Here is a 21,921-nt window from a genome sequence, read left to right as displayed (position 1 = left end):
CGTGCGGCGTGGCCGGCGGGCGCGGCGAAGGCGCCGTACGGCCCATGATGGTCAAGGTACGGCGTGAGCCGGCGATTTCGGAGGTGGCAGGGTGACGATCCGGGTGGTGGTCGCGGACGACCAGGAACTGGTGCGCGGCGGCTTCAGCATGATCCTGGACGCGCAGCCGGACATCGAGGTCGTGGCCGAGGCCGGCGACGGCGCCGAGGCGGTGCGGGCGGTCCGCGCGCACGCGCCGGACGTGCTCCTGCTGGACGTGCGCATGCCGGTGATGGACGGCATCGAGGCCGCCAAGATCGTCTGCGCCTCCACCGAGACCCGAGTGATCATGCTGACCACGTTCGACCACGACGACTACGTCTTCGACACCCTGCGGGCGGGCGCGAGCGGCTTCCTCCTGAAGGACGTCCGCCGCGACGACCTCGTCCACGCCGTCCGCGTGGTGACCGCGGGCGACTCCCTCCTGGCCCCGTCGGTCACCCGCCGGCTCATCGCCGAGGTGACGGCCCGGCCCGCCGCCGCCGCGCCCCTCAAGACCGACGCCCTGGACGCCCTCACCGCCCGCGAACGCGAGACCCTCCAGCTCATGGCCCGGGGCCTGACCAACGCCGAGATCGCCCAGTCCCTGGTCGTCAGTGAGCACACGGTGAAGACCCACGTCAGCAACGTGCTCACCAAGCTCGGCCTCCGCGATCGGGTGCAGGCCGTCATCGCCGCCTACGAGTCCGGCCTCATCCAACCCGGCACCCCTTGACGTCCACCCGGCTTTGAGGCTTTCGGCCCTGAGCACAGGGTGAATCGCGGAGAAGTCTCAACAGGTACATCAACGATATGTGGAGCCCATGGGCGCGGCGAGCCCCCGGCGGGCCCTCCTCGCGCTGCACGGCTACCTCGCGGCCCGGCTGGACCCGGACCTGCTGCCCTGCACCGCCGAGCGGCTCGACCGCCTGCTCGGCCCCGACGAGCGGTGGCCCGAGCCCGCCGCGATGCTGGACCCGTCCCGGTCCGTGGGGCGCTCCGCGGAGGCGGGGGAGCTCCGGCTGCCGGCCGACGACCTGGCCGCGCTGCTCGACGCGCAGGCGCCGCACCTCATCGCGACGTCCGCGCCGGACGACCGGGACCGCGCCCGCCTCTGCGCGCGCACCGCGATCGGCCTGCTCGGCTACCACTACCGGATGGCCGACGCCTCGCCCGGCCGCATGCGCCGGACGATGGGCCAGCGGGACGTGATGACGGCGGCCGACCTCCTGGCCGTCGCGGAGCGGGGCCCGGCGATGGTCCACGCCCACAGCGCCCACCTCCAGCGGCGAAAAAGCGTGATCCGATGGCCTGGAGTGGTGGAGCGCGGGCGCGCTGGTGAGCGCCCGCCTGGGGGAGGACTACGCCTTCGTGCCCAGCGCGCGCTCGGCACGATCCGGCGGCGTGGCGTGGGGGTCCCGCCGCCCGACACCGTCGAGGGGGTGTCGTACGGGCTTCCGGAGGACGCCCGCCTCATCGGCCCCAGGGCCCTGGCGGCCACGCTGGGGGATACGAGGCCGGCCCCCTCGGGTCTCCTCGTGGTTCGGATGCATCCCCCTGGATCCCGCCGGTCTCGACGAGGCCGACGGGCTCCTGTTCGTCAAGGACATGGCGTCAGGCGGATCTCCTTAGGGGGCGCGGCGGGTCAGGGCCAGGGCGGCGGCGGTGAGGGCCGCCGCGCCGTACAGGAACATGGCGGCGGCGGCGATCCAGGGCGAGAGCATGAGGGCGCCGGGGTAGGGCGGATCGCCGGAGAGCTGGAACGCGAGGTTGGCGAGCATGACCGCGCCCAGCCGAGGTCCCCAGGGGGCCGGGAGGTTGAGGGCGATCATGGGCAGGACGTACCAGAGCGCGAAGATCGCGCCGAGGGCCGTGGCGGCGTTCCTGAGCACCGCGCCCAGGCCCAGGCCCACCAGGGCGAACAGCGCCACGAGCGACGCCCCGGCGAGCAGCGAGGGGAGGTCCTGGGACAGGGTGGACTCGTTGAAGACCAGCGGGCGGTCGCCGGCGATCCAGCGGCTGAGGAAGTAGGCGGGGAAGAGCGTCGCCAGGCCCGCCACGAGTCCCGTCGCCCCGATCAGCACGGCCTTGGCGGCGAGCACCGCGCCGCGCCGGGGCATCGCGGTGAACGTGGTGCGGAGCATCCCGGTGGCGTGCTCCGCCGTGATCGAGCGCACGCCCAGCACGGCCAGGCAGAGCTGGGCGATCATGGCGGCGACCGTCTCCAGCGGGGAGACCACGGCGTTGGCCTTCGCCTCGGCGGAGGCCCCGTCGTAGAGGGACGAGGCGTGGAGCGCGAGCAGCGCGGCGATCACGACGGCGGCCGGGACGCCCGCCAGCGTCCAGTACGTCGAGCGGACGGAGCGGAGCTTGATCCACTCGGCCGCGAGAGCCCGTCTCATGCCACCCCCCGGTAGTCCACGTGGCCGGACGTGAGCGACAGGTAGGCGTCCTCCAGCGTGGGGAACCGCGCGGTCAGCCCCGCGAGGGGGGTGTCGGCGAGGAGCCGGCCCCGGGCGACGACGATCAGGTGGTCGGCCGTCAGCGCCATCTCGCTGATCAGATGGCTGGAGACCAGCACCGTGCGCCCCTCGGTCGCGCGCGCCCGCAACAGGTCGCGGATCCACCGCACCCCCTCGGGGTCCAGGCCGTTGACCGGCTCGTCGAACACGAGGACCTCCGGGTCGCCGAGCAGCGCGGCGGCGATGCCGAGCCGCTGCCGCATGCCCAGCGAGAACCGGCCCACCCTCCGGCGGGCCACGCCCGTCAGGCCGGACAGCTCCAGCACCTCCGCCACGCGGCGGGGCCCGATCCCGTTGGAGGCCGCCAGCCAGCGCAGATGGTCGCGGGCCGAGCGGTCCCCCTGCACCGCCCCGGCGTCCAGCAGGGCGCCCACCCGCAGCAGCGGATCCCGGAGCTCGGGGTAGGGCCGCCCGTGGACCAGGGCCCGCCCGGCCGAGGGCGGCTCCAGCCCCAGGATCAGCCGCAGCGTCGTGGTCTTGCCCGCGCCGTTGGGCCCCAGGAACCCGGTGACGAGCCCGGGTCTCACCTGGAACGACAGGTCGTCCACGGCCGTGGCCGGGCCGTAGCGTTTGGTCAGTCCGCTCACCTCGATCATTCCGCCACGGTCCCGCGGCGAGGGCCCTGATCACATCGGAGCGGACTCGGGTCTTCACGCTGCGAGCCGGCTCGCACAAGCCGCCGTCCCCTCCGAGCACGCGATGTCATAGCCCGCTCGGACGCGCGTCACCGGCGCCCCGGATACCGTCATGGGGATGGACATGCGCGCACGCCGGCTCACGCGCCGGGAGCTGATCGCGCTCGACTGCCTGGCCGCAGCCGGATACCTGCTGATGTTCCCGCCCGTGCCCGCGCCGCCCGGGCAGCCGTGGTGGGCCGGCGCGGCGGCGTCCGCCGCGATCGGCCTGCCGGTGGCGCTGCGCCGGGTCTGGCCCGTCCCCGTCTTCGCCTGGGTGACGTGCGCCGCGCTGGCCGCCGCCGTCCTCGGCTGGTCGCCGGCCCCCTTCGCCGCCCCGGCCTACGCGCTCTACACCGTGGCCCTCACCGCGCGCCCCCGCGGCGGCGGGTTCACCCGCGTGATCGCGCTGGCCTGCGGCCTCGGCCTGCTCGCCCTGGTGGTCGCGGGCTCTCCCGCCGGGCATGCGGCCGAGCTGGGCGGCCCCGTCGTCAGCGCGGTGCTCCTCGGCGCGAGCTGGACGATCGGCCGGGCCGTACGCGAGCGGCGCCTGTACGCCGAGCGGGCGGCGGCCGAGCTCGCGGCGCGCGCGGTCGCCGAGGAGCGGCTGCGGATCGCCCGCGAACTGCACGACGTGGTCACGCACGGCATGGGGCTGATCGCGGTCAAGGCCGGGGTCGCCAACCACGTGCTGCGCGAACGGCCCGAGGAGGCGCACGACGCGCTGCGGGTCATCGAGACCACGAGCCGGGAGGCGCTGACGGAGATGCGCCGCATGCTCGGCGTGCTCCGCGCGGGCGAGCCCGGGGGTCTCGCGCCCGCCCCCGGGCTCGCCGGCCTGCCCGCGCTCGCCGAGCGCGCGGCCGCCGCCGGGGTGCGGGTGGAGCTGGACGTCCGCGCCCCCGACGGCCTGCCGGAGGCGCTGTCGCTCGCCGTCTACCGCATCGTCCAGGAGGCGATCACCAACGTCGTCAAGCACGCCGCCCCCGGGGACGGCCGCGCCACGGAGTGCCGGGTCACGGTGTACGGCGACGGCCGGGACCTCCTCGTCGAGATCGCCGACGACGGGCGGCCGCGCGACGGTTTTCCACAGGCGAACGGCCGTCCACAGGGCGGCGGTCACGGCCTCGTCGGCATGCGGGAGCGGGTCATGATGTACGGCGGGCGGTTCGCGGCGGGCCCCCGTCCGGGCGGCGGCTTCCTCGTGAGCGCCCGCCTGCCGTACACCGACCGGGAGGAGGCGTCGTGATCCGGGTGCTCGTGGCCGACGACCAGGCGTTGCTGCGGGGGAGCTTCCGCGTGCTCGTGGACACCGCCCCAGGGCTGGAGACCGTGGGCGAGGCGGCGACCGGAGCCGAGGCCGTGGAGCTGGCCCGGCGCGAGCGGCCCGACGTGGTCCTCATGGACGTCCGCATGCCGGAGATGGACGGCATCGAGGCGACCCGGCTGATCTGCGGCTCGCCGGAGACGGCGGACGTCCGGGTGCTCATGCTCACCATGTTCGACCTGGACTCCTACGTGTTCGCCGCGCTGCGGGCCGGGGCCTCCGGCTTCCTGCTGAAGGACACCCCGCCCGCCGACCTGCTGGCGGCGATCCGGGTGGTGGCGGCGGGCGACGGCCTGCTCGCGCCGCGCCTGACCCGGCGGCTCATCCAGGAGTTCGCGCGGCTGCCCGCGGCGCCGGACCTCGCCTCCGCGCGGCTCGACGGGGTGACGCCGCGTGAGCGCGAGGTGCTGGCACTGATCGCCAGGGGCCTGTCCAACCCGGAGATCGCCGCGCACCTGCACCTCAGCGTGGCCACGGTGAGCACCCACATCGGGCACCTGCTGGCCAAGCTCGGCGCGCGGGACCGGGCGCAGCTCGTGATCGCCGCATACGAGGCGGGGGTGGTGACCGTGGCACCGCGGTGATCGGGGTCCGCCTGGAGGGTGACGCGGAGGCTGGCTCCCGGGCGGGACGAAACGCGGCAGGCCGGTTGCCTACTGTGTGCGTCATGAGCACTTACACGGAAATGCGGCCGGCGGAGATGGCTCCGGCGGGCGCCCCGGCGGGCGGCCGGGGCGGGATGGCGGCCCTGGGCGTGGCGGCGGCCGTGTTGCCGGCGCTCGTCCTGGCGGGTTACCGGCCCGGGCCGTGGTGGGCGTGGTTCCCGCTGGTCGCGGGGCTGGTCCTGCTCGCCAGCGGCATGCGCATGCTCGCGAGCGACAAGCGGTGGGGCGACATCGTGGGACGCTCCCACCTGTTCGCCGGGGCCGCGGCGACCACCACCGGGCTGTTGCTGCTCTTCGAGGCCATGGACAAGGGGTGGGTCGCCTACCCGATGGTCCTCGGGGTGGAGGCGGCCCTGCTGTACGGCACGTTCAGCACCGCCTCCCCCGTCGCCTCCGCGCTGCGCCGGATCGTCATGGCCTGGGGCGCGGTCACGGCGCTGACCGGTGCCATGCTGGCCCTCCAGGTCTCCGGGGCCGCGGACGTGAGCGGGCTGTTCGGGCCCTTCCAGTGGTGGGGCGCGCTGATCATCGCGCTCGGCGCGGCCGTCTCGGTCGAGGCCGCCCGCCTGTGGCGGAGCACCGGGCGCGGCGCGGGCCCGATGTCCACGATCCTGGCGGTCGCCGGAGCCGCGCTGGTGATCCAGGGCGTGTCGGAGCTGTTCGCCGTCACCGACGCGATCTTCTGACCCGGATCCCGATCCCGGAGCCCCGAACCCATCCGGGCGCGCCGAGCCCCGGAAGCCCCGGACCCCCGAACCCTCGGACCCCCGAACCCTCGGACCCCCGGACCCTCGGACCCCCGGACCCTCGGACCCCCGGACCCTCGGACCCCCGGACCCTCGAACCTCGAAGCCCCGCCTCGTGGTCGGCAGGCCCCGGACCGGGGCCCGGGAGCACGACAGCGCGAGCCGTACCGGATGGTCGTCCGGTACGGCTCGCGCGTTTCCCGCGAGGAGGGGATCAGCTCAGGAAGAGGTAGTCGGCCTGGTAGGGGACCTGGGCGAGGTCGCCGGACCGGCAGGGGCCCGCAGGCGCGACGCCGCCCGCCGTGTTCAGGCGCAGGATCGTGGTCGCGGCGGAGAACACGCCGCCGGGGGCGCCGATCCGGGTGGCGTCGAGCACGAGCTCGGGGATGTTCCCGGCGCCGTTGGGGATGCGGGCCGCGACCTTGCCGGTCACCGCGCCGCCGTCGGGGGCGATCCACCGGGGCGGGCCCGCGGCCTTGGCGACGAAGTCGTGCCGGACGTTCCCCTGGAGCCGCGCGGCCACGTCGTGCTGGGTGAACGCGAACCCGCCGCCCCGCTGCGGCGTGCACCGGTAGATCTGGGCGCCCTTCACCACCGCGAGGTTCACCGCGAGCGGCCGGACCTGGCCCCGGCTGAGCTGCCCGCGCACCGCGCCGCCGGGGAACTCGGCCGTGTGCAGGTTGGTGTAGTAGTTCGCCGGGTTCGCGTTGACCCGCTTCACGAGCGCGGGCGGGACCTCGACGATGCCCGACAGGCCGTTGATCGACGGCGGCAGCCCCTTCTCCGCCGCGAACAGGTCCGCGACGACCGGCCCGTTCGAGCCCGCCGGGGCGCGGTGCAGGTGGCCGACGGTGGGCGGGGCGACGTTCTTCCAGCGGAAGGCGTACTCGACGCAGTTGCCCCACGGCCGGACCGACGTGAACGCCGTGCCGTCGGGGTCGCCGGTCCTCTTGCCCTCGGGGTTGGGCGCCTCCTGCCGCGCGTCGGCCGGGCCGTTCAGCGGGCCGCGCTTGAGGACGCCGTCCAGGTCCACGGCCCGGCCGAGTCTGACGAGTTGCCCGCGTACGGCGCCGCCGGGGAACTCCCCGGTGTGCAGGTTGAAGTAGAAGCCGCCCGGATTACCGCGTATCCGATCGAGCAGCGCGGCGTCGGCGATCTTGACGCTGCCGGTGGCGGCGCGGGCCGAGCCGGGCAGGGGCGCGGCGAAGAACGGGACCTTCACCGCCCCGTTCGCGCCCTTCCCGCCCAGGTGGAGGTGGGCGGCCGACGGCGCGGCGATCCTGTCCCAGCGGATCGCGAACGACACCACGTCGCCCTGGATCCGGACCAGCGCGGTGGCCTTCCCGTCCCGGTCGCCGACGGCCTTCCCGTCGTTCCCCGGCACCTCGTTGGCGCCGTTCAGCGCCGCCGCGAAGTACGTCGCCCGGGCGGTCGCGCCGGCGCCCCCGGCGTCCTGGGCGGGCTGTACGGCCGCGCCGTGGCCCGCGTGCGGGTCGTAGGCGTCGCCCTGCGCGTTGGGCTGCGCGTTCACCTGCGCGTTCACGCCGGCCTGCGCGTCCGCCTGCGCGGCCACGGTCTTCGCGGCCGGCCCGGCGGCGGCCGTACGGTCGCTGAGGGCGAAGGCGAGCGTTCCCGCGCTGGCGGCCAGGGCGCCGGTCAGGGCGATCGCGGGCATGACGAACTTACGAGCGGACATGGGGTGCTCCTCGGATTCTCTGCTCCGGACGACCCCTCGGACGGGGGTCGCGGGCCTTCGATCGCGGCCCGTGTGCCCCCTCGATACGCAGCCCCGCTCCCGAAGGGTTCACCCGTTCTCAGGAAATTTCCGAGCAAGCCCGTTCCCGCCGCTCTCCGCCCGCGAGTCGTCGCGCGTGGAGCGTGCGGCCGGGTCAGTGGAGGAGGGTGTCGGTGTAGCCGGCGAGGAGGCCGCCCAGGGAGGGTCCGGCGATGGGAATCCAGGCGTAGGGCCAGTCCGAGGGGGAGCGGGAGGGGAGGGGGAGGACGGCGTGGGCCAGGCGGGCGCCCAGGTCGCGGGCGGGGTTGATGGCGTAGCCGGTGGGGCCGCCCAGGGAGAGGCCGATGCCGACGACGAGGAGGGCGACCATGAGGACGCCGGTGCCGGACAGCGCCAGGGCCTCCGAGCGGCCGGTCGCGAGGACCACGAACACGAGGGTGAAGGTGGCGATCGTCTCGGTGGCGAGGTTCTGCGCGGGACGGCGGATCTCCGGGACGGTGGCGAAGATGGCCAGGGTCGGGCCGCGGTACGCACGGAACTGCCCGAAATACACGATGAACGCGAGGACCGCCCCCGTGAAGGCGCCCAGGAGTTGCGCGCCCACATAGAGCGGGAATCTGCTCCACTCGCCCGTGGAGACCGAGATCCCGAGCGTCACCGCCGGATTCAGATGCGCCCCGGACAGCGGCAGCACGGCGTACGCGCCCGCGAGCACGCCCATGCCCCAGCCCAGCGTGATCGCCACCCAGCCCGCGCCCCGCGCCTTCGACCCGGGCAGGGTCACGGCCGCGCACACGCCCACGCCGAGCAGCAGAAGCAGCCCGGTGCCGACGAATTCCCCGATGAATACTGACGAGCCTGACATTTACCCCGGCCGTTCGGCGACAATTCCCGAATTCATCCTAGGTACGGCACGGCCGGGGCGACCGTGAACCGACACGGCGTTTCCCGCCGGAAAGCGTTCCCTCCGAAAAACGTTCCCGTCGAAACCGTCGAAACCGCCGGGACCGGCGGAACCGTCAGAAAGAACCGGAACCATCGAAAAGAACCGGAACCATCGGAAAGAACCAGAACCGGCGAAAGGAGGGCCGGCCCGGTCTCAGGCGCGGGCGGAGTCGTCGCGGTGACAGACCACCTCAAGCATGAACCCATGCGGATCCAGCCAGAACACCGCGTAATACCCCGCGTGGTACTGCGGCCACTCCCGCGGCGGATGAACGACCTCGCCCCCGCGCTCCACCGCCCACCGGTGCGCCTCCTCGACCGCCGCCCGGCTCTTCACGATGAACGCCAGGTGCTGCAGCCCGGTCCGATGCCGGGAGTACGCCCCGGGATCGCCCTCGGCCGACTCGTAGAAGAACAGGTGGGTCCCGATCTTCCCGCCCGCGGGCCGGTAGGAGAACTCCCCCTCGCCCGACACGAACGGCTCGAACCCGAGCATCGGCATCAGCTCGTCGTAGTACTTCTTCGCCCGCGCGAGGTCGGGCACGTTCACACCCATATGACCCAGTGGCACGCCCCCACGCTACGTCCCCCCGCCCACCCCCACCAGCCCCGAGATCACGAACGCCCCGCCGTACGCCGGAGGGGCGTCCTCTCCGAGCCGGGGACCCCGGCATGCCCGTGCCGTGACCTCGCGGCGGGGCCTCCCGAGGGAGGGCCGGGGGTCACGGCTCGGGGGTCAGGCGGTGGCGAGGGCCACCGTGGGCGGGAGGTGGGAGGCGCGGATCGCGGGGTAGAGGCCGGCGATCACGCCGACGGTCATCGTCGCCAGCAGGGCCCCGCCGAGCGCCCAGGTGGGGACGACCGGGGGCCAGTCCTTGGCCAGGGCGTAGGCGACGGTGGCGATCGAGCCGAGGACCAGGCCGGCCGCGCCGCCGAGGGTCGAGAGCAGCAGCGACTCGGTGATGAACTGGGTGCGGATCTGCCCCCGGGTCGCGCCCAGGGAGCGGCGCAGGCCGATCTCGCGGCGGCGTTCGAGCACCGAGATGACCATGGTGTTCGCGACGCCCACGCCGCCGACCAGCAGGGCGACCGCGCCCAGGCCGAGCAGGAGGCTGGTGAAGGTGCCCGCGGCGGCGGCCCGGGCGGCCAGCGCGTCGGACGGGCGGGAGACCGCGACCTCCTCGGGCTTCTCCGGGTTGACGGTGCGGGGCAGGACGTCGCGGACCGCGCCGACCGCCTCCTCGGCCGACCGCTCGTAGATCGTGGTCGGGTGCCCGTCGTACCTGAGCTGCGTCTTCGCCACCTCGATCCCGATCAGCGCCGACCGGTCGATCTCCGGCGCCAGCGGCATCGTCTCCAGGATCCCGGTGACCGTGAACCACCGGTTCCCGATCCAGACCTGCGTGCCCGTACGGCTGACGCCGAGGCGTTCGGCGGCGACCGAGCCGAGCACCGTGGCGGGGTAGCGCGAGGTCGCCTCGTTCAGCCAGGAACCCGTCCTGACCTCGCCTTCCAGGGTCTCCAGGATGTCCAGGGTGGTCGCCTGGACGGAGAGGCCGCCGGTCTCCAGCGGGGAGATCTTGTCGGTGCGGCGGACGGTCACCTCGACCTTGCCGGTCGCGCTCGCGTTGGTCACCGGCCCGACGCGCTTGACCATCTCGACCGCGTTCACCGGGAGCTTGGCCTCCCCGCCCATCAGCGAGTCGCCCGCCTGCACCCGAAGCAGGTTCGTGCCCAGTTGGTCGAGCTGCCGCAGCAACTGCTCCTGCCCGGACGCGGAGATCCCGATCACCGCGACCATCGTGGCGATGCCGATCGCGATCCCCAGCGCCGAGAGGAACACGCGGGTCGGCCGCGCCCGCAGCCCCGCCGCCCCCACCCGCAGCACGTCCCGCGGCCCCAGCCGGGCCGGAGTCAGCCCCGTCATGCCCTCTCCCCCTTCCACACCAGCTCGTCCGCGCCATCCGGTACGGCGCCGCCCGGCTCGGCCCCCACACCCGGCCCCGCCGCGCCGGCCCCAGGCCGTACGGACGGCTCGGGGCGGGCGGATGGCTCCGGCCGTACGGATGGCTCGGGGCGGGCGCCGGCCGCGAACCGGTCGTCCTTGACCAGGGCCGAGACGCGGCGGTGACCGGCGCCGGGGCCCTCGTCGGAGACGACGCGCCCGTCCCGGACGCGGACGCGGCGCGGGCACCACTCTGCGATCTCCATGTCGTGCGTGATGATCACGACGGTGGTGCCGGACTCGTGCAGTTCGCGGAGCACGGCCAGCACCTCGGTGCCGGAGGCCGAGTCGAGGTTGCCGGTCGGCTCGTCGGCGAGCAGCAGCGGCGGGTCCCCGACGACCGCGCGGGCGATCGCGACGCGCTGCCGTTCGCCGCCGGAGAGCTGGTTCGGCTTGTGGTCGAGGCGGTGCCCCAGGCCCACGCGCTCCAGCGCGGCCCGCGCCCGCGCGCGGCGCTCCCGCAGCGGGCGGCCGCCGTACAGCAGCCCGTCGGCCACGTTGTCCAGCGCGGTCACCCCGTCGGCCAGGTGGAACTGCTGGAACACGAAGCCGATCCGGGTCGCCCGCAGCGCGGAGAGCTGCCGGTCCGACAGCGCGCCGACGTCGTGCCCGGCGATGCGGACGGTGCCCGAGGTGGGCAGGTCGAGCGTGCCGATCAGGTTGAGCAGCGTGGACTTGCCCGACCCGGAAGGGCCGACGATCGCGAGGAGTTCGCCGGGCTCCACCGCCAGGCCGATGCCGTGCAGGACGTCGATCCGGCCGTTGTACCGCTTGGTGACCTCGCTCAGCTCGATGATCACTTGGCCGGCACCCCGACGTTCATCCCGGCCTCCAGCCCGCCGCCGGTGACCTCGACGCGGCCCCCGCCGTACGCGCCGGTCTCGACGCCCACGATGCGGCGCGTGCCGTTCGCCTCGACCAGCTCGACGCCGAAGCCGCCCTCGCGCAGGGCGAGCAGCGCCTCGACGGGCACGCTCAGCACGTTCTCGCGGCGCTCGCTCTCCAGCGTCACCGTCACCGGGGCCTGGTCGAGCCTGCCGGTCTTGCCGCTGAGGCGGATCTCGACGTCCACGGTGGTCTTGCCCGAGCCGCCCGGGCCGCCGCCGCCCTCGGACTTCTCCTGCTTGGCCACGGTCCCGACCGAGCTGACGCGCCCGGTCGCCCGCTGGCCGCCCGGCAGCTCCACCGAGACCTTGTCACCCCGCTTCACCAGGCGCTGGTCCTCGGCGTCCAGGTCCACGTGCACGATCCGGGTGGTGCCGGTGACCGTGAGGATCCGCTGCCCGGCGGCGAGCCGGTCGCCCGTCGCGACCTTGGGCTCGGCCACGCGCACCGGTCCGGGCAGGAACACCGCCTGCGCCGAGTCCACCGCGCCCGTCCGCTCCAGGCCGTTCCGCTTCTGCCACTCGCGCACGGCCCGGGCGGTCTGCCAGGTGAACTCCTTGTCCACGGTCATGCCCTCGCCGTACCCCAGGGCCTTGAGCGCGGTTTCGAGCTGCCGGACGTCGGGGCCCTTGGAGACGCCCTGCCGGAGCTCGCGGTAGAGCGGCAGCTCGCCGTACAGCAGGACCACCGGCTTGCGGTCCACCTTGAGCAGCGGCCTGCCCTGCCGGACGATCGAGCCGGGCTTGGGCACCGCGGTCACGGTGCCGGCGGCCCCGGTGGTGATGCCGCGCTCGGCGGTGTAGGTGAGGGTGCCGCTCACGGACCGGGTGTCCACCAGGTCGCCCCGGGTGACCGGGGCGGTGGAGCCCGCCGCGGCCTTGGTGCTCGCCGGGGCCTCGCCCGGGTCGCCGAGGGCGGCGAAGGCGATCCCGCCGCCGGCGATCAGGGCGGCGGCGGCCAGCCCGCCGATGAGGATCCTGCTTCTTCTCACTTCTCCCCCGAGAGCTTCTTGCCGCAGATCTTCTGGGCCTTCTCGAACAGGGCCGGGTTGCCGCCGTCGAAGTCGGGCGGGGGCAGCTCGCCCTTGGGCCCGGGGTCGGGGAAGTCGATGCCCTGCTCACGCAGGCACCTGGCCATGCGCACCATGTGGTCCTTGAAGGCGGCGTCGTCGGAGTCCACCTTCTTCGTCGCGCCGTTGTCCAGGTGCTTGATGCAGGCCGCGTTGTCCTTCTCCGGTACCTCCAGCCCGCCCTTGGGCAGGTCCTTGAGGGAGTCGGGGAAGTCGATGCCGCGGGCGCGCAGGCAGCGGGCGAAGTCGAGCTGCGCCTTCTCGCTGTCCTTGGCGGTGGTGCTGGAGGCGGATGGCTTGGTGGCGGCCGCGGTGCCGCCGTTCGCGCTGGCCACGCCGTTCCCGTCGGACGGGGCGCCGCCGCAGGCGACGGCCAGGGCGAGCAGGGGGGCGGTGAGGATCAGGTGGCGGAGCTTCACTTGTTCGTCTCCTTCGGGGAAAGGTTCTTACGGCAGGCGTTCATGGCCTTCTCGAACGCGGCGCGGTCCTTGGGGTCCACCTCGACCTGGTAACCGCCGGTCTTGGGGTCGGGGTCGTGCACCTTCATGCCCTGGTCCCGCATGCACCGGGCGTACTTGACGCGCCCGTCGAAGACCTCCGGGTCGAGCTCGTCGAAGCCGTAGACCGCCGTCCGCTGGCTGCGGCAGGCCTTCTGCGCCTTCTCGTACGCGGCCATGTCCTTGATGGAGTAACCGCTGCCGGGGATCTGGTCGGGGAAGTCGGGGACGCCGTTGCCCCGCATGCACTTGGCGTATTTGACCTGGGCGTCCGAGGCGGGGGCGGCGGCGCCTCCGCCGCCCGAGCCCGCGCCCGAGCCGGAGCCGGAGCCTCCTCCGCACGCGGCGGTCAGGGCGATCAGCGGCACGGCGAGCAGGAGGGACAAACGACGGCGTTTCATCGTTATTCCTTCATTTCCGGGAGGTTGAGTACGTTTTCTGGGCAGCACCCATCGCCGTGGCGCGTACGGCCGCCGCGCCCCGTCGAGGGGTGGTGCTAGATCAGGTCAGGCGTCGCGGGGGTCAGTCCGCCCGCGGGCAGAGGTCGCCGGACAGGTCCGGGCCGCCGGGGGTGGCCGGACGCTTGGGCGTGGACGAGACGAAGAGGGTCGCCTTGCCCGGCTCGCTCATGAAGCCCTCGTGGACGTACCAGGTGCCGGGCACGGAGGGCCGGGAAGACCCGCCGTCGAAGTAGGACGCGACGGTGATCCCCCGCTTGCCGAGCAGCCCCCGGACCAGGTCCACCGACTTGCCGATGAAGGGCACGCAGTGCAGGGGCCCGCCGGCGGCCTGGAGCGGCTGGAGCACGGTGTACCGCTCGCCGGGGCGCGCCTTGCGGCCCAGCTTCACGGTCGCCACCTCGTCGAACCCGACCGGCACCTTCAGCCCGATCTCGCAGGTCCCCGCCTCGGCGCAGAGCCCGGGCCTGGAGATCGGCCAGAGCTTGTCCTCGTCGCGCTCCAGCTCCTCGTTGGTGCGGCCGTTCATCCCGTCGTACATCGGGAAGATGCCGCCCTCCGCCGACGGCGGGACCGGCTCGACCCGCAGCCTGATGTTCAGCCCGAGCCGCCGGAGCTGCGCCTCGTACCGCTTCGGATCGGCGAACAGGTCCTTCACGGTGATGACGTACACCTGGCCGACCCGCTGGATCTCCAGCGCCTCCGCCTGGCTGGGCGCCGGGCCGAAGCTCCCGGGGGCCACCCAGCCCAGCACGACCAGCGCCGCCGCCAGCCCCGCGACCAGCGGCACCGCCAGCCGCACCCGGAATCCGGACCGGAGCCGCGACCACGAGAACCGGCGGGCGGGACCGGGATCGGGCGCCGGGGGAGCGGCGGTCAGCTCGTCCATCAGCTCCATCGCGCCCGCCGTGAGGCCGGGCCCCGGGTCCGGGGCGATGCCGGCGACCAGCAGGTCGATCTCGCGCTTGGTCACTTCGCCTCCACCAGATCCACGGCGCGGGCGCCGTACCGGGACACGTCCAGACCGGCCGAGGCCAGCTCCTTGGCCAGCCGCTTGCGGGCCCGGTGCAGCCGCACGCGCACGGCGGGCCGCGAACAGCCGAGCACGACGGCGATCTCCGCCGGGCTCAGCCCCTCCCAGCCGACCAGCGCGAGCACCTCGCGGTCCTCGTGCGAGAGCCGCTTGAACGCGTCCCGCACGGCGTCCGGGTCGTCCTCCCCGGCCACCGACTCCGCCCACGCCGTCAGCTCCGTGCGCAGCCGTACGGCCAGGGCGGTCCGCCGCAGGTCGCCGCGCCGCTGGTTGGCCAGGACGCGGCGGGCCACGCCGTACAGCCACAGCCGGGCCTCGTCGCCCCGGGGGACCTCGTCGAGCTTGCGCCAGGCCGTCGCGAACGTCTCGGAGAGCGCGTCGGCCGCGTCGTCCGGCGAGTCGGTGCGCCGGCGCACGTAGCTCATCACGGCCGCGTAGTTCGCCATGTAGATCTCCTCGAAGCGCTGCTTCGGTTCAGGCGGGTTCACAACCCAACGTCCTTCCCCCGGGGGTCTTCGCTGTAGGAGATGTCCGGATGGCCCGGGCTGTTACAGGCGGCCGGGAAACTTTTTCGATCTACCTTCCCCGCCGGTGTTCTCCCAGGTCTAGTCCATCTCGAAGGCGTCACGGGCCTGTCGCAGCCGTGTCCGGAATTCGTGACACGACTCCGGCGGGGCCTGGAGGACCACGTGCTCCCGGCCGTCCCTGCCGGCCTCGCCGAGCAGCGTGAGGAGGACGCCCAGCTCGCGCGGCGGCTCGTCGGCGAGGAGCTCCTGCGCCCCGGTCACCAGGATCGTCAGCTCCGGGTCCAGGTCGCCGAGGCAGTCGTCGAAGGCGTCCCAGTTCCGCCCGAAGTAGCCGGGGAAGCCCAGCGCCGCCGCCCATTCCTCGAAGAGCGCCCCCGTCGTACGGCAGCGCGGGCCGCGCACGACGCGCCACCCCGGCCGGTGCGGGGGCGGCGGGGGCTCGGCGGCGACCAGCAGCTCGGCCCAGGGGAACCCGTCGTCGCTCAGGAACATCTCGCGGCGGTCAGGGGCAGCCCGAGGAGATCTGGCGGAAGTTCCGGTAGTGGTCGGAGGTGTACCAGACGTGCTTCTTCACCGCGTCCCGGACCAGCCGTTCGGCGTCCCGGCGGTCGCCCGGGTGGCGGGGGTTCACGTCGTACTCGACGTACCGGCCGCCCCGGGGAAGGACGCCGCCGATGTTCCGGTAGCGCCCGCCGCCCCGGATCACCTCGCCGTCCCGGACGCGGTGGTCCTTGCCCCGGCGCCCGGCCTCGGGCCACCGCATCGACCGCCAGATCTCGCACGCCTCCCCGACCTGGCGCGGGAGCTTGTGCACCGGCAGTGGCGGCGTGATGACGCCGCCCTCGCGGGCGAGCGGGGGAGGCGCGGCCGGGCCTGCCCCGGGCACGGCCAGGCCGGCGCCGGGCGGGGCCGGCGGCGCGGCGGGACCGTCGGCCGGGGTCGCGGGCGCGCTGGGGCCGGCTCCGGGGACGGCGTCCGCCCAGGCCGGCGGCGTGGACAGTGCGATCGTGGCGGTCGCGGCCAGCGCGGCGAGCGTGCGGCGGCGGGCCGGTGTGACGTGCGGCATGAGCTCCCCCTTCCCGGGGCAGCGTCTCTCATCCGCGGCACCGGCGGGGACTAAAACGACAAACCCCCAGGAAAGACGCGGTGGCTTTAGAGCGCGGTGATCGCGGGGAACCGTTCCGGGCGGAAGCGGAGCCCGGAACGGCACAGGAGCGGTGAGAGCGCGATGAGCACGTCCGTCGATCGGCGCGAATTCCTGCGGAACACCCTGGTGGCGGGGGGTACGGCGGTCGCCGGGAGCCTGTGGCGGCACGCCGCGCCCGGCCCGCGGGGGATCGAGGCCGCCGCCCCGGCCGCGTCGCTCGCCGCGCCAGGACCGAGTCCGTACGGCGGGCTCATGGCGGCCGACGCGAACGGGCTGCGGCTGCCGCGCGGGTTCACGGCCCGGGTCGTGGCGCGGAGCGGGCGGCACGTCCGGGGGACGCGGTTCCGGTGGCACGCGGCCCCGGACGGCGGGGCGTGCTTCCCGGCGCGGGACGGGTGGATCTACGTCAGCAACAGCGAGATGCCCGGGACCGGCGGGGCGAGCGCGATCCGGTTCGGCGCGGACGGCCGGATCCGGTCGGCGTACCGCATCCTCTCCGGCACCGACCTGAACTGCGCGGGCGGCGCGACCCCGTGGGGCACCTGGCTGTCGTGCGAGGAGACGCCCGGCGGGGCGGTCTTCGAGACGTACCCCAGGGGCGGCCGCGCGGCGCGGCGGCGGCCCGCGATGGGGCTGTTCCGGCACGAGGCGACGGCCTGCGACCCGGTGCGCCGCGTCGTCTACCTGACCGAGGACGAGCCCGACGGCTGCTTCTACCGGTTCCGCCCGGCGCGCTGGGGCGACCTGTCCGCAGGGGTGCTGGAGGTGATGACCGCCGGCGAGGGCCGCGGCCGGGTGGCGTGGCGGCGCGTGCCCGGCCCGGACGGCACGCCGAGGCCGACCCGGGAGCAGGTGCGCGGGGCGCTGCGCTTCGACGGCGGCGAGGGGTGCCACTACGCGCGGGGCGTCTGCTACTTCACCACCAAGGGCGACAACCGCGTCTGGGCCTACCACGCCGCCGCCTCGAGCCTCGATCTGGTGTACGACGCCGCGCGGGCCGGGGCGCGCGCGTCCCTGCGCGGCGTGGACAACGTCACCGGGACGGGCGCGGGCGAGCTGTTCGTGGCCGAGGACGGCGACGACATGGAGATCAACGTGATCACCGCGCGGGGGAGGGTCGCCCCCTTCCTGCGCCTCACGGGCCACCCCGACTCGGAGATCACCGGCCCGGCGTTCTCCCCGGACGGCCGCCGCCTGTACTTCTCCTCGCAGCGCGGCGCGTCCGGCTCGTCCCACGCGGGGGTGACCTACGAGGTCACGGGCCCCTTCCACGGGGCGCGGTGACGGCCGGGCGCGGGCCGGAGGCGGGCGGCGTCAGATGAAGGCGCGGTAGACCTCCAACTCCTCCTCGAAGTGCTCCGCCAGCGTCTCCGGGTCGGGCACGAGCTCGGCGCAGCAGGTCAGCCCGAGGTGCAGGCCCCCGGCGTACGACTGGGCCGTGATGTTGAGGCCCTGCCCGTCGAACAGGATCGAGAAGGGGTGGTAACCGGTCATCCGGACGCCCGCCAGGTAGAGCGGGAAGTCCGGCCCCGGCACGTTCGACACGATGAGGTTGAACGGCGGCGGCGCGAACCGCGGCCAGCGGGCGGCCGTCAGCGCGCGGATGCCCAGCGCGGCCAGCGCCGGGGGCGCGAAGCCGAGCAGCCGGACCAGCGTGCCCACGGGCACCCGGGCATGGGTGCGCTTGGCCCGGCGCATCGAGTCGCGCACCGCCGCCAGCCGGTCGCGCGGGTCGGCCAGGTGCACCGGGAGCACGCCGAGCACCGCCGAGATCCGCGGCCCCTCCGCGCCGCGCGTGTCGGCGGTCCGCGTGGACACCGGGACGACGGCCGACAGCGGGGCGTCCGGCAGCGCGTCGTGCGCGGCCAGCCAGCGCCGCAGCGCCCCCGCGCACAGCGCCATCACCGCGTCGTTGACCGTGCAGTCCAGGCTCTTGCCGATCCGGCGCACGTCGTCGAACGGGAGCGTGCGGAAGACCAGGTTCCGGTGCGGCGAGATCACCCCGTTGAACGGCGTGCGCGGCGCGAGCGTCGGCTCCCCGGCCAGCGCCCGCCGCACCCGCCCGGCCAGCGCCCCGGCCAGGTCCCGCGCGGGCCCGCCGACCAGGCCGGGCAGTTCCCGGACCAGCGCGGCCTGCGCGGCCAGCAGTTCGAACGGCTGCGCCGCGGCGTCGGCGGCGGCGCGTGCGACGACCTCGGGCGCGCCCGGCAGCGGCGCGGGCCGCCACGGCGGCGCCGGCTCGGCCTCGCGCGGCTCGGGCCCCAGGTCGAGCAGCCCGGCGAGCGCGTCGGCGGCGGACACCCCGTCGATGATCGCGTGGTGGACCTTGACGAACAGGGCCGTGCCGCCGCCCGCGAGCCCGTGGATCAGGTGCGCCTCCCACAGCGGCCGCCCCCGGTCCAGCGGCTGCTCGGCCAGCCGCGAGACGAGCTCGGCGAGCCGCGTCTCGTCGCCGGGCGCGAGCAGGGTGACCTCGTCGAGGTGGTCCGCGATGTCGAACCCGGGGTCGTCGGCCCAGTACGGCCGGGCGAGCCCGAGCGGGACCTCCACGAGGCGGCGGCGGAGCCGCGGGACCAGGTGCAGGCGGGGTTCGAGGTGCCGCCGTAACCGGTCCATCGTCAGCTCGCCGTCGAACAGGCACAATCCCGCCACGTGCAGCACGGTCTTGCCCGATTCCAGACTGGCGAACAGCGTGTCGATTTCGCTGGCGCGTCGCATCATCGCGGCCTCCCGGCGTTCTCCGTCCCGAAGTTCCATGACTATGCCCGGCCGCGATCCCCGGCAAGTTAAGCGATTCCCTCAATGGGGCTGGTGTGTTTCACGAGGTCATGCCATGCGCTCTCACCTGGGCATCGGCAGAAGCCAACCGGGTGTCGGAAAATCGCGCGATGGCATGGCACATACCACTTCCACTTGTTCACCCGCCGCATTGACCGCGCTTCGCGAAAAGCGGCGGGCGGCGTGCCGTACGGCGTGCGCGGTATTTCCGTGATCGGTGTCGCCGTCGCGCGGATTCGGGGCCCGGCGGCGATCTCTGGAAATCGTGGATTCCGCCACGTGAAACGCCTCCGGAGGCGGACGCTCCACCTCGCCCGCCCGGAGGAGGGCGGACGCCGTACCGCCTGAGGGGGTGGGCGGTCCCTGGGGCGGGAGGCGGTCGCCGGGCCGCCGGGAACGGGAGAGCTTCCCCTGGTGATCCGGGGCGTGTCATCATCCAGGCCGAACATGGTTCTACCGTTGATCTTTGCGATCGCTTGGAGAGAACTTGAGAGAGATGAGGCCCAGGATGCGCAAGCGCGCGGGAATCCTGCTCGCGGCCGCGCTCGGCCTGACCGGCGTGGTGTCGCAGGCGGCGTACGCCGACCCGGTCCGGCCGGTGCAGCCGGGGGAGAGGCGGACGCCCTCGCCGTCCCCGTCGCCGACCGGGGGCGCGACCCCAGTGGCGCGGACCGTCAAGGTGCCCTCCTTCGACGGGACCGAGATCGTGGTGAACTTCTTCCCGGCCAAGGGCCTGGCCGCCGGCCAGAAGGCGCCGACCGTGCTGATGGGGCCGGGCTGGGGCGGCGCGGGCGAGCGTACCGGTGAGGCCCCGACCAGCGACGCCGCCGGCGTGATCGGCACCGGCGTGCTCCGCGCCCACGGCTACAACGTGGTCACCTGGGACCCGCGCGGCTTCGGCGGCTCGGGCGGCGAGGCCAACGTGAACTACGTGTGGAAGGAGGGCCGCGACGTCTCCGCGCTGGTTACCTGGCTCACCAAGCAGCCGGAGGCGCGGCTCGACCACCGCGGCGACCCGCGCGTGGGCATGGCCGGCGGCTCGTACGGCGGCGGCGCCCAGTACGTCGCCGCGGCCATCGACCGCCGGATCGACGCGATCGTGCCCTCGATGGCGTGGAACTCCCTGATCAGCAGCCTCTACCCGGACGGGGCGTACAAGGCGGGCATGGGCAACATGCTGTGCGCGGCCGGCTCGGCGGGCACGAACCGCGTGGACGCCCACGTCAAGTCCTCCTGCGCGTCCGGCGCGGCCACCGGCCTGCTGTCCCCCGAGGACCAGCGGTGGTACGCCGAGCGCGGGCCCGGCGCCCTGGTCTCCCGCATCACGGCCCCGACCCTGATCCTCCAGGGCACCGTGGACACCCTGTTCCCGCTGGACGAGGGCGTGGCCAACTACCGGCGGCTGCGCGACGCCGGGACGCCGGTGAAGATGGCGTGGTACTGCGGCGGCCACGGGCAGTGCGCGAGCAACCCCGGCCCGCGCGGCCACATCGAGAAGCTCACCTTGAACTGGCTCTCCCGCCACCTCAAGCGTGAGAACGTCGCCACCGGCCCCGCCTTCGAGTACGTCGACGACACCGGCGTCTGGCGCGGCCTGCCGTACTACCCGTCGCGGACCCGCGACCTGCGCGCCTCCGGCGAGGGCGAGCTGACCGTGCGCCCCGGCGACACCTCGGGCAACGCGGGCGCCGCCCGCCCGGCGGCCAAGGCCCTCAACGTCGAGGTGAAGGCGCCCGGCCGTACCGGCCAGCTCCTCGGGGCCCCGGAGCTGCGGCTGACCTACAAGGGCAAGGCGGCCGCGGGCTCCCCGGCCACGACCTTCCTCTACGCCCAGCTCGTGGACCGGCGCACCGGCGTGGTGGTCGGCAACCAGGCCACCCCGATCCCCGTGCGCCTGGACGGCCGCACCCACGTGGTCAAGCGCGACCTGGAGATGATCGCCTGGAGCGCCGGGCCGGACAGCCGCCTCACGCTCCAGATCACCCCGGGCACCGCGCTCTACACGCCGCAGCGGGCGACGGCCGACCTCACGCTCCGCGCGTCGGTCGACCTGCCCCTGACCACCCCGGGTTCCCCGGTCTCCTGACGTCCCGTCCGCGGTCCGGCTCTCGGGAGCCGGACCCGGTCAAGGCCACCGCGCGATCAGCCGTGATCGCGTGGTGGCCTTTCTCATGCCGTGCTCGCGCCGGCCGCGCGGGGCCGCCCGGAGTGCCGGGGCGGGGGCGGGACGCGGTGGCGGGGCCGGGACGCGGTGGCGGGGCGGGGCCGCTCAGGCGTCCGGGTCGCGGGGGCCGAGGCCGAGCGCGGGCAGGATGGCCTGGTCCACGATCGCCTCCAGCTCGGCGTCGCCCGGCGGGCTCCCGGTGTCGAGCATCCGCTTGGTGACCAGCGCCTCGCCGATGTCGGCGACGATCGGCGTGAGGCGTTCGGCCGGGAAGTGCCCGCGTTCGGCGTAGTGCCGCAGCACGGTGCTGGTGAAGGTGCCGCCGCGGTTGGCGAAGACCCGCTCGAACAGCGCCTCGGTCAGCTCCGGCGTGCGCTTGGGGTCGGTCATGACGGCCGCGACGGCGCGGGCGGCGGGGGTGAGCATCCACTCCGTCAGGAGCCGCAGCGCGCGGATCAGGTCGCCCCGCAGGTCGTCGGACCCCGGGGTGGGCTCCTCGACCGGGTGCGCGTGGTAGAGCGCGTCGAGGAGCACGTCGAGCGGATCCGACCAGCGGCGGTACAGCGTGGTCCGGGGGGTGGCGGCGCGCTTGCCGATCCCGTCCATGGTCAGCCGCCCGACCCCCACCTCCGCGACCTCCTCCAGCGCGGCGGCGTGGATCGCGTTGATCAGCTCGGCGCCGCGCCTGCGGGTCCGCGTCCCGCCCTCGGCCATCCCTCACCTCCG

General features: G+C 74.4%; 21 protein-coding genes and 2 pseudogenes. 7 read left to right on the top strand and 16 right to left on the bottom strand.

The features are described 5' to 3' along the window. Positions 1-91: 91 nt before the first annotated feature. Positions 92-754, top strand: a complete 663-nt coding sequence (locus D5H75_RS23865) for a response regulator (RefSeq protein ID WP_119928758.1) — start codon at positions 92-94, stop codon at positions 752-754. 88 nt (positions 755-842) lie between these two features. Beyond that, positions 843-1,247, top strand: a pseudogene (locus tag D5H75_RS43410) (erythromycin esterase family protein); the annotation flags it as partial. 399 nt (positions 1,248-1,646) lie between these two features. On the opposite strand, the gene D5H75_RS23855 reads toward D5H75_RS43410, so the two are convergent. Both D5H75_RS23855 and D5H75_RS23850 read right to left on the bottom strand, forming a co-directional pair. Then, entirely contained in the window at positions 1,647-2,420 is a 774-nt protein-coding gene (locus D5H75_RS23855; RefSeq protein WP_119928757.1) for an ABC transporter permease, read from the bottom strand. 80 nt (positions 2,421-2,500) lie between these two features. Then, a pseudogene (locus D5H75_RS23850) lies at positions 2,501-3,136 on the bottom strand (ATP-binding cassette domain-containing protein); the annotation flags it as partial. 157 nt (positions 3,137-3,293) lie between these two features. Here D5H75_RS23850 and D5H75_RS23845 point away from each other — a divergent pair. The 3 genes from D5H75_RS23845 (at position 3,294) to D5H75_RS23835 (ending at position 5,892) form a co-directional block, all read left to right on the top strand. Next, positions 3,294-4,463, top strand: coding sequence for a sensor histidine kinase (locus D5H75_RS23845; protein WP_242454467.1), 1,170 nt, complete (start codon positions 3,294-3,296; stop codon positions 4,461-4,463). Next, positions 4,460-5,125: a response regulator gene (locus D5H75_RS23840; RefSeq protein WP_119928754.1), complete on the top strand. Its 666-nt coding sequence runs from the start codon at positions 4,460-4,462 to the stop codon at positions 5,123-5,125. The genes D5H75_RS23845 and D5H75_RS23840 overlap by 4 nt, the downstream gene beginning before the upstream one ends. Before the next feature lie 83 nt (positions 5,126-5,208). After that, positions 5,209-5,892 (top strand): hypothetical protein, encoded by a 684-nt coding sequence (locus tag D5H75_RS23835; protein ID WP_147425264.1) that lies wholly within the window; start codon positions 5,209-5,211, stop codon positions 5,890-5,892. 274 nt (positions 5,893-6,166) lie between these two features. Here D5H75_RS23835 and D5H75_RS23830 read toward each other — a convergent pair whose 3' ends face one another. The 12 genes from D5H75_RS23830 to D5H75_RS23775 form a co-directional block, all read right to left on the bottom strand. Then, the gene (locus D5H75_RS23830) at positions 6,167-7,648 is read right to left on the bottom strand and encodes a CHRD domain-containing protein (RefSeq protein ID WP_119928752.1); all 1,482 of its coding nucleotides are present in this window, start codon (positions 7,646-7,648) and stop codon (positions 6,167-6,169) included. Positions 7,649-7,841: 193 nt separating this feature from the next. Continuing rightward, positions 7,842-8,552 (bottom strand): MIP/aquaporin family protein, encoded by a 711-nt coding sequence (locus D5H75_RS23825; protein WP_119928751.1) that lies wholly within the window; start codon positions 8,550-8,552, stop codon positions 7,842-7,844. 234 nt (positions 8,553-8,786) lie between these two features. After that, positions 8,787-9,203: a VOC family protein gene (locus D5H75_RS23820; RefSeq protein WP_202638447.1), complete on the bottom strand. Its 417-nt coding sequence runs from the start codon at positions 9,201-9,203 to the stop codon at positions 8,787-8,789. 165 nt (positions 9,204-9,368) lie between these two features. Continuing rightward, the gene (locus D5H75_RS23815) at positions 9,369-10,559 is read right to left on the bottom strand and encodes an ABC transporter permease (RefSeq protein ID WP_119928749.1); all 1,191 of its coding nucleotides are present in this window, start codon (positions 10,557-10,559) and stop codon (positions 9,369-9,371) included. After that, positions 10,556-11,437 (bottom strand): ABC transporter ATP-binding protein, encoded by an 882-nt coding sequence (locus tag D5H75_RS23810; protein WP_340137772.1) that lies wholly within the window; start codon positions 11,435-11,437, stop codon positions 10,556-10,558. Before D5H75_RS23810 ends, D5H75_RS23815 begins: the two co-directional genes overlap by 4 nt. Continuing rightward, positions 11,434-12,513, bottom strand: a complete 1,080-nt coding sequence (locus D5H75_RS23805) for an efflux RND transporter periplasmic adaptor subunit (protein WP_242454466.1) — start codon at positions 12,511-12,513, stop codon at positions 11,434-11,436. The genes D5H75_RS23810 and D5H75_RS23805 overlap by 4 nt, the downstream gene beginning before the upstream one ends. After that, on the bottom strand, positions 12,510-13,010 hold the full coding sequence (locus D5H75_RS23800) for a hypothetical protein (protein WP_119928748.1): 501 nt from the start codon (positions 13,008-13,010) through the stop codon (positions 12,510-12,512). Before D5H75_RS23800 ends, D5H75_RS23805 begins: the two co-directional genes overlap by 4 nt. Further along, positions 13,007-13,489 (bottom strand): hypothetical protein, encoded by a 483-nt coding sequence (locus tag D5H75_RS23795; RefSeq protein ID WP_147425263.1) that lies wholly within the window; start codon positions 13,487-13,489, stop codon positions 13,007-13,009. The genes D5H75_RS23800 and D5H75_RS23795 overlap by 4 nt, the downstream gene beginning before the upstream one ends. A gap of 121 nt (positions 13,490-13,610) precedes the next feature. Then, positions 13,611-14,519: a hypothetical protein gene (locus tag D5H75_RS23790; RefSeq protein WP_119928746.1), complete on the bottom strand. Its 909-nt coding sequence runs from the start codon at positions 14,517-14,519 to the stop codon at positions 13,611-13,613. Further along, a complete protein-coding gene (locus D5H75_RS23785) occupies positions 14,516-15,067 on the bottom strand; it encodes an RNA polymerase sigma factor (RefSeq protein ID WP_119928745.1) in 552 nt (183 codons plus the stop codon). The genes D5H75_RS23790 and D5H75_RS23785 overlap by 4 nt, the downstream gene beginning before the upstream one ends. Positions 15,068-15,184: 117 nt before the next feature. Then, the gene (locus D5H75_RS23780; RefSeq protein WP_119928744.1) at positions 15,185-15,598 is read right to left on the bottom strand and encodes a barstar family protein; all 414 of its coding nucleotides are present in this window, start codon (positions 15,596-15,598) and stop codon (positions 15,185-15,187) included. 10 nt (positions 15,599-15,608) lie between these two features. After that, positions 15,609-16,172 (bottom strand): ribonuclease domain-containing protein, encoded by a 564-nt coding sequence (locus D5H75_RS23775; protein ID WP_119928743.1) that lies wholly within the window; start codon positions 16,170-16,172, stop codon positions 15,609-15,611. Positions 16,173-16,334: 162 nt separating this feature from the next. Here D5H75_RS23775 and D5H75_RS23770 point away from each other — a divergent pair, with 162 nt between their 5' ends. Continuing rightward, positions 16,335-17,537, top strand: a complete 1,203-nt coding sequence (locus D5H75_RS23770) for an alkaline phosphatase PhoX (protein ID WP_119928742.1) — start codon at positions 16,335-16,337, stop codon at positions 17,535-17,537. Between the two features lie 30 nt (positions 17,538-17,567). Here the strand turns inward: D5H75_RS23770 and D5H75_RS23765 are convergent, their stop codons facing one another. Then, positions 17,568-18,974 carry a WS/DGAT/MGAT family O-acyltransferase gene (locus D5H75_RS23765; RefSeq protein WP_202638446.1) on the bottom strand — a complete coding sequence of 469 codons (1,407 nt, stop codon included), beginning with the start codon at positions 18,972-18,974 and terminating at the stop codon, positions 17,568-17,570. A 565-nt stretch (positions 18,975-19,539) separates the two neighbouring features. Between D5H75_RS23765 and D5H75_RS23760 the strand changes: the two genes are divergently transcribed. Next, positions 19,540-21,117, top strand: coding sequence for an alpha/beta hydrolase family protein (locus D5H75_RS23760; RefSeq protein WP_202638445.1), 1,578 nt, complete (start codon positions 19,540-19,542; stop codon positions 21,115-21,117). A gap of 183 nt (positions 21,118-21,300) precedes the next feature. On the opposite strand, the gene D5H75_RS44250 is transcribed toward D5H75_RS23760, so the two are convergent. Beyond that, positions 21,301-21,909, bottom strand: coding sequence for a TetR/AcrR family transcriptional regulator (locus D5H75_RS44250; protein WP_119928739.1), 609 nt, complete (start codon positions 21,907-21,909; stop codon positions 21,301-21,303). Positions 21,910-21,921 lie beyond the last annotated feature (12 nt).

It is taken from the genome of Bailinhaonella thermotolerans (genome assembly GCF_003594875.1).
GTDB classification, from domain to species: Bacteria; Actinomycetota; Actinomycetes; order Streptosporangiales; family Streptosporangiaceae; genus Bailinhaonella; species Bailinhaonella thermotolerans.
The sequence above is the reverse complement of the archived record's forward strand: the minus strand, read 5'-3'. Positions and strand labels throughout refer to the sequence as shown.

What these genes read in the sequence shown, in the direction of transcription:
- D5H75_RS23855 (WP_119928757.1), bottom strand. Translation starts at nt 2,420, where the DNA reads ATGAGACGGGCTCTCGCGGCCGAGTGGATCAAGCTCCGCTCCGTCCGC.
- D5H75_RS23845 (WP_242454467.1), top strand. Translation starts at nt 3,294, where the DNA reads ATGGACATGCGCGCACGCCGGCTCACGCGCCGGGAGCTGATCGCGCTC.
- D5H75_RS23835 (WP_147425264.1), top strand. Translation starts at nt 5,209, where the DNA reads ATGAGCACTTACACGGAAATGCGGCCGGCGGAGATGGCTCCGGCGGGC.
- D5H75_RS23830 (WP_119928752.1), bottom strand. Translation starts at nt 7,648, where the DNA reads ATGTCCGCTCGTAAGTTCGTCATGCCCGCGATCGCCCTGACCGGCGCC.
- D5H75_RS23825 (WP_119928751.1), bottom strand. Translation starts at nt 8,552, where the DNA reads ATGTCAGGCTCGTCAGTATTCATCGGGGAATTCGTCGGCACCGGGCTG.
- D5H75_RS23815 (WP_119928749.1), bottom strand. Translation starts at nt 10,559, where the DNA reads ATGACGGGGCTGACTCCGGCCCGGCTGGGGCCGCGGGACGTGCTGCGG.
- D5H75_RS23795 (WP_147425263.1), bottom strand. Translation starts at nt 13,489, where the DNA reads ATGAAACGCCGTCGTTTGTCCCTCCTGCTCGCCGTGCCGCTGATCGCC.
- D5H75_RS23780 (WP_119928744.1), bottom strand. Translation starts at nt 15,598, where the DNA reads ATGTTCCTGAGCGACGACGGGTTCCCCTGGGCCGAGCTGCTGGTCGCC.
- D5H75_RS23775 (WP_119928743.1), bottom strand. Translation starts at nt 16,172, where the DNA reads ATGCCGCACGTCACACCGGCCCGCCGCCGCACGCTCGCCGCGCTGGCC.
- D5H75_RS23770 (WP_119928742.1), top strand. Translation starts at nt 16,335, where the DNA reads ATGAGCACGTCCGTCGATCGGCGCGAATTCCTGCGGAACACCCTGGTG.
- D5H75_RS23765 (WP_202638446.1), bottom strand. Translation starts at nt 18,974, where the DNA reads ATGATGCGACGCGCCAGCGAAATCGACACGCTGTTCGCCAGTCTGGAA.
- D5H75_RS23760 (WP_202638445.1), top strand. Translation starts at nt 19,540, where the DNA reads ATGCGCAAGCGCGCGGGAATCCTGCTCGCGGCCGCGCTCGGCCTGACC.
- D5H75_RS44250 (WP_119928739.1), bottom strand. Translation starts at nt 21,909, where the DNA reads ATGGCCGAGGGCGGGACGCGGACCCGCAGGCGCGGCGCCGAGCTGATC.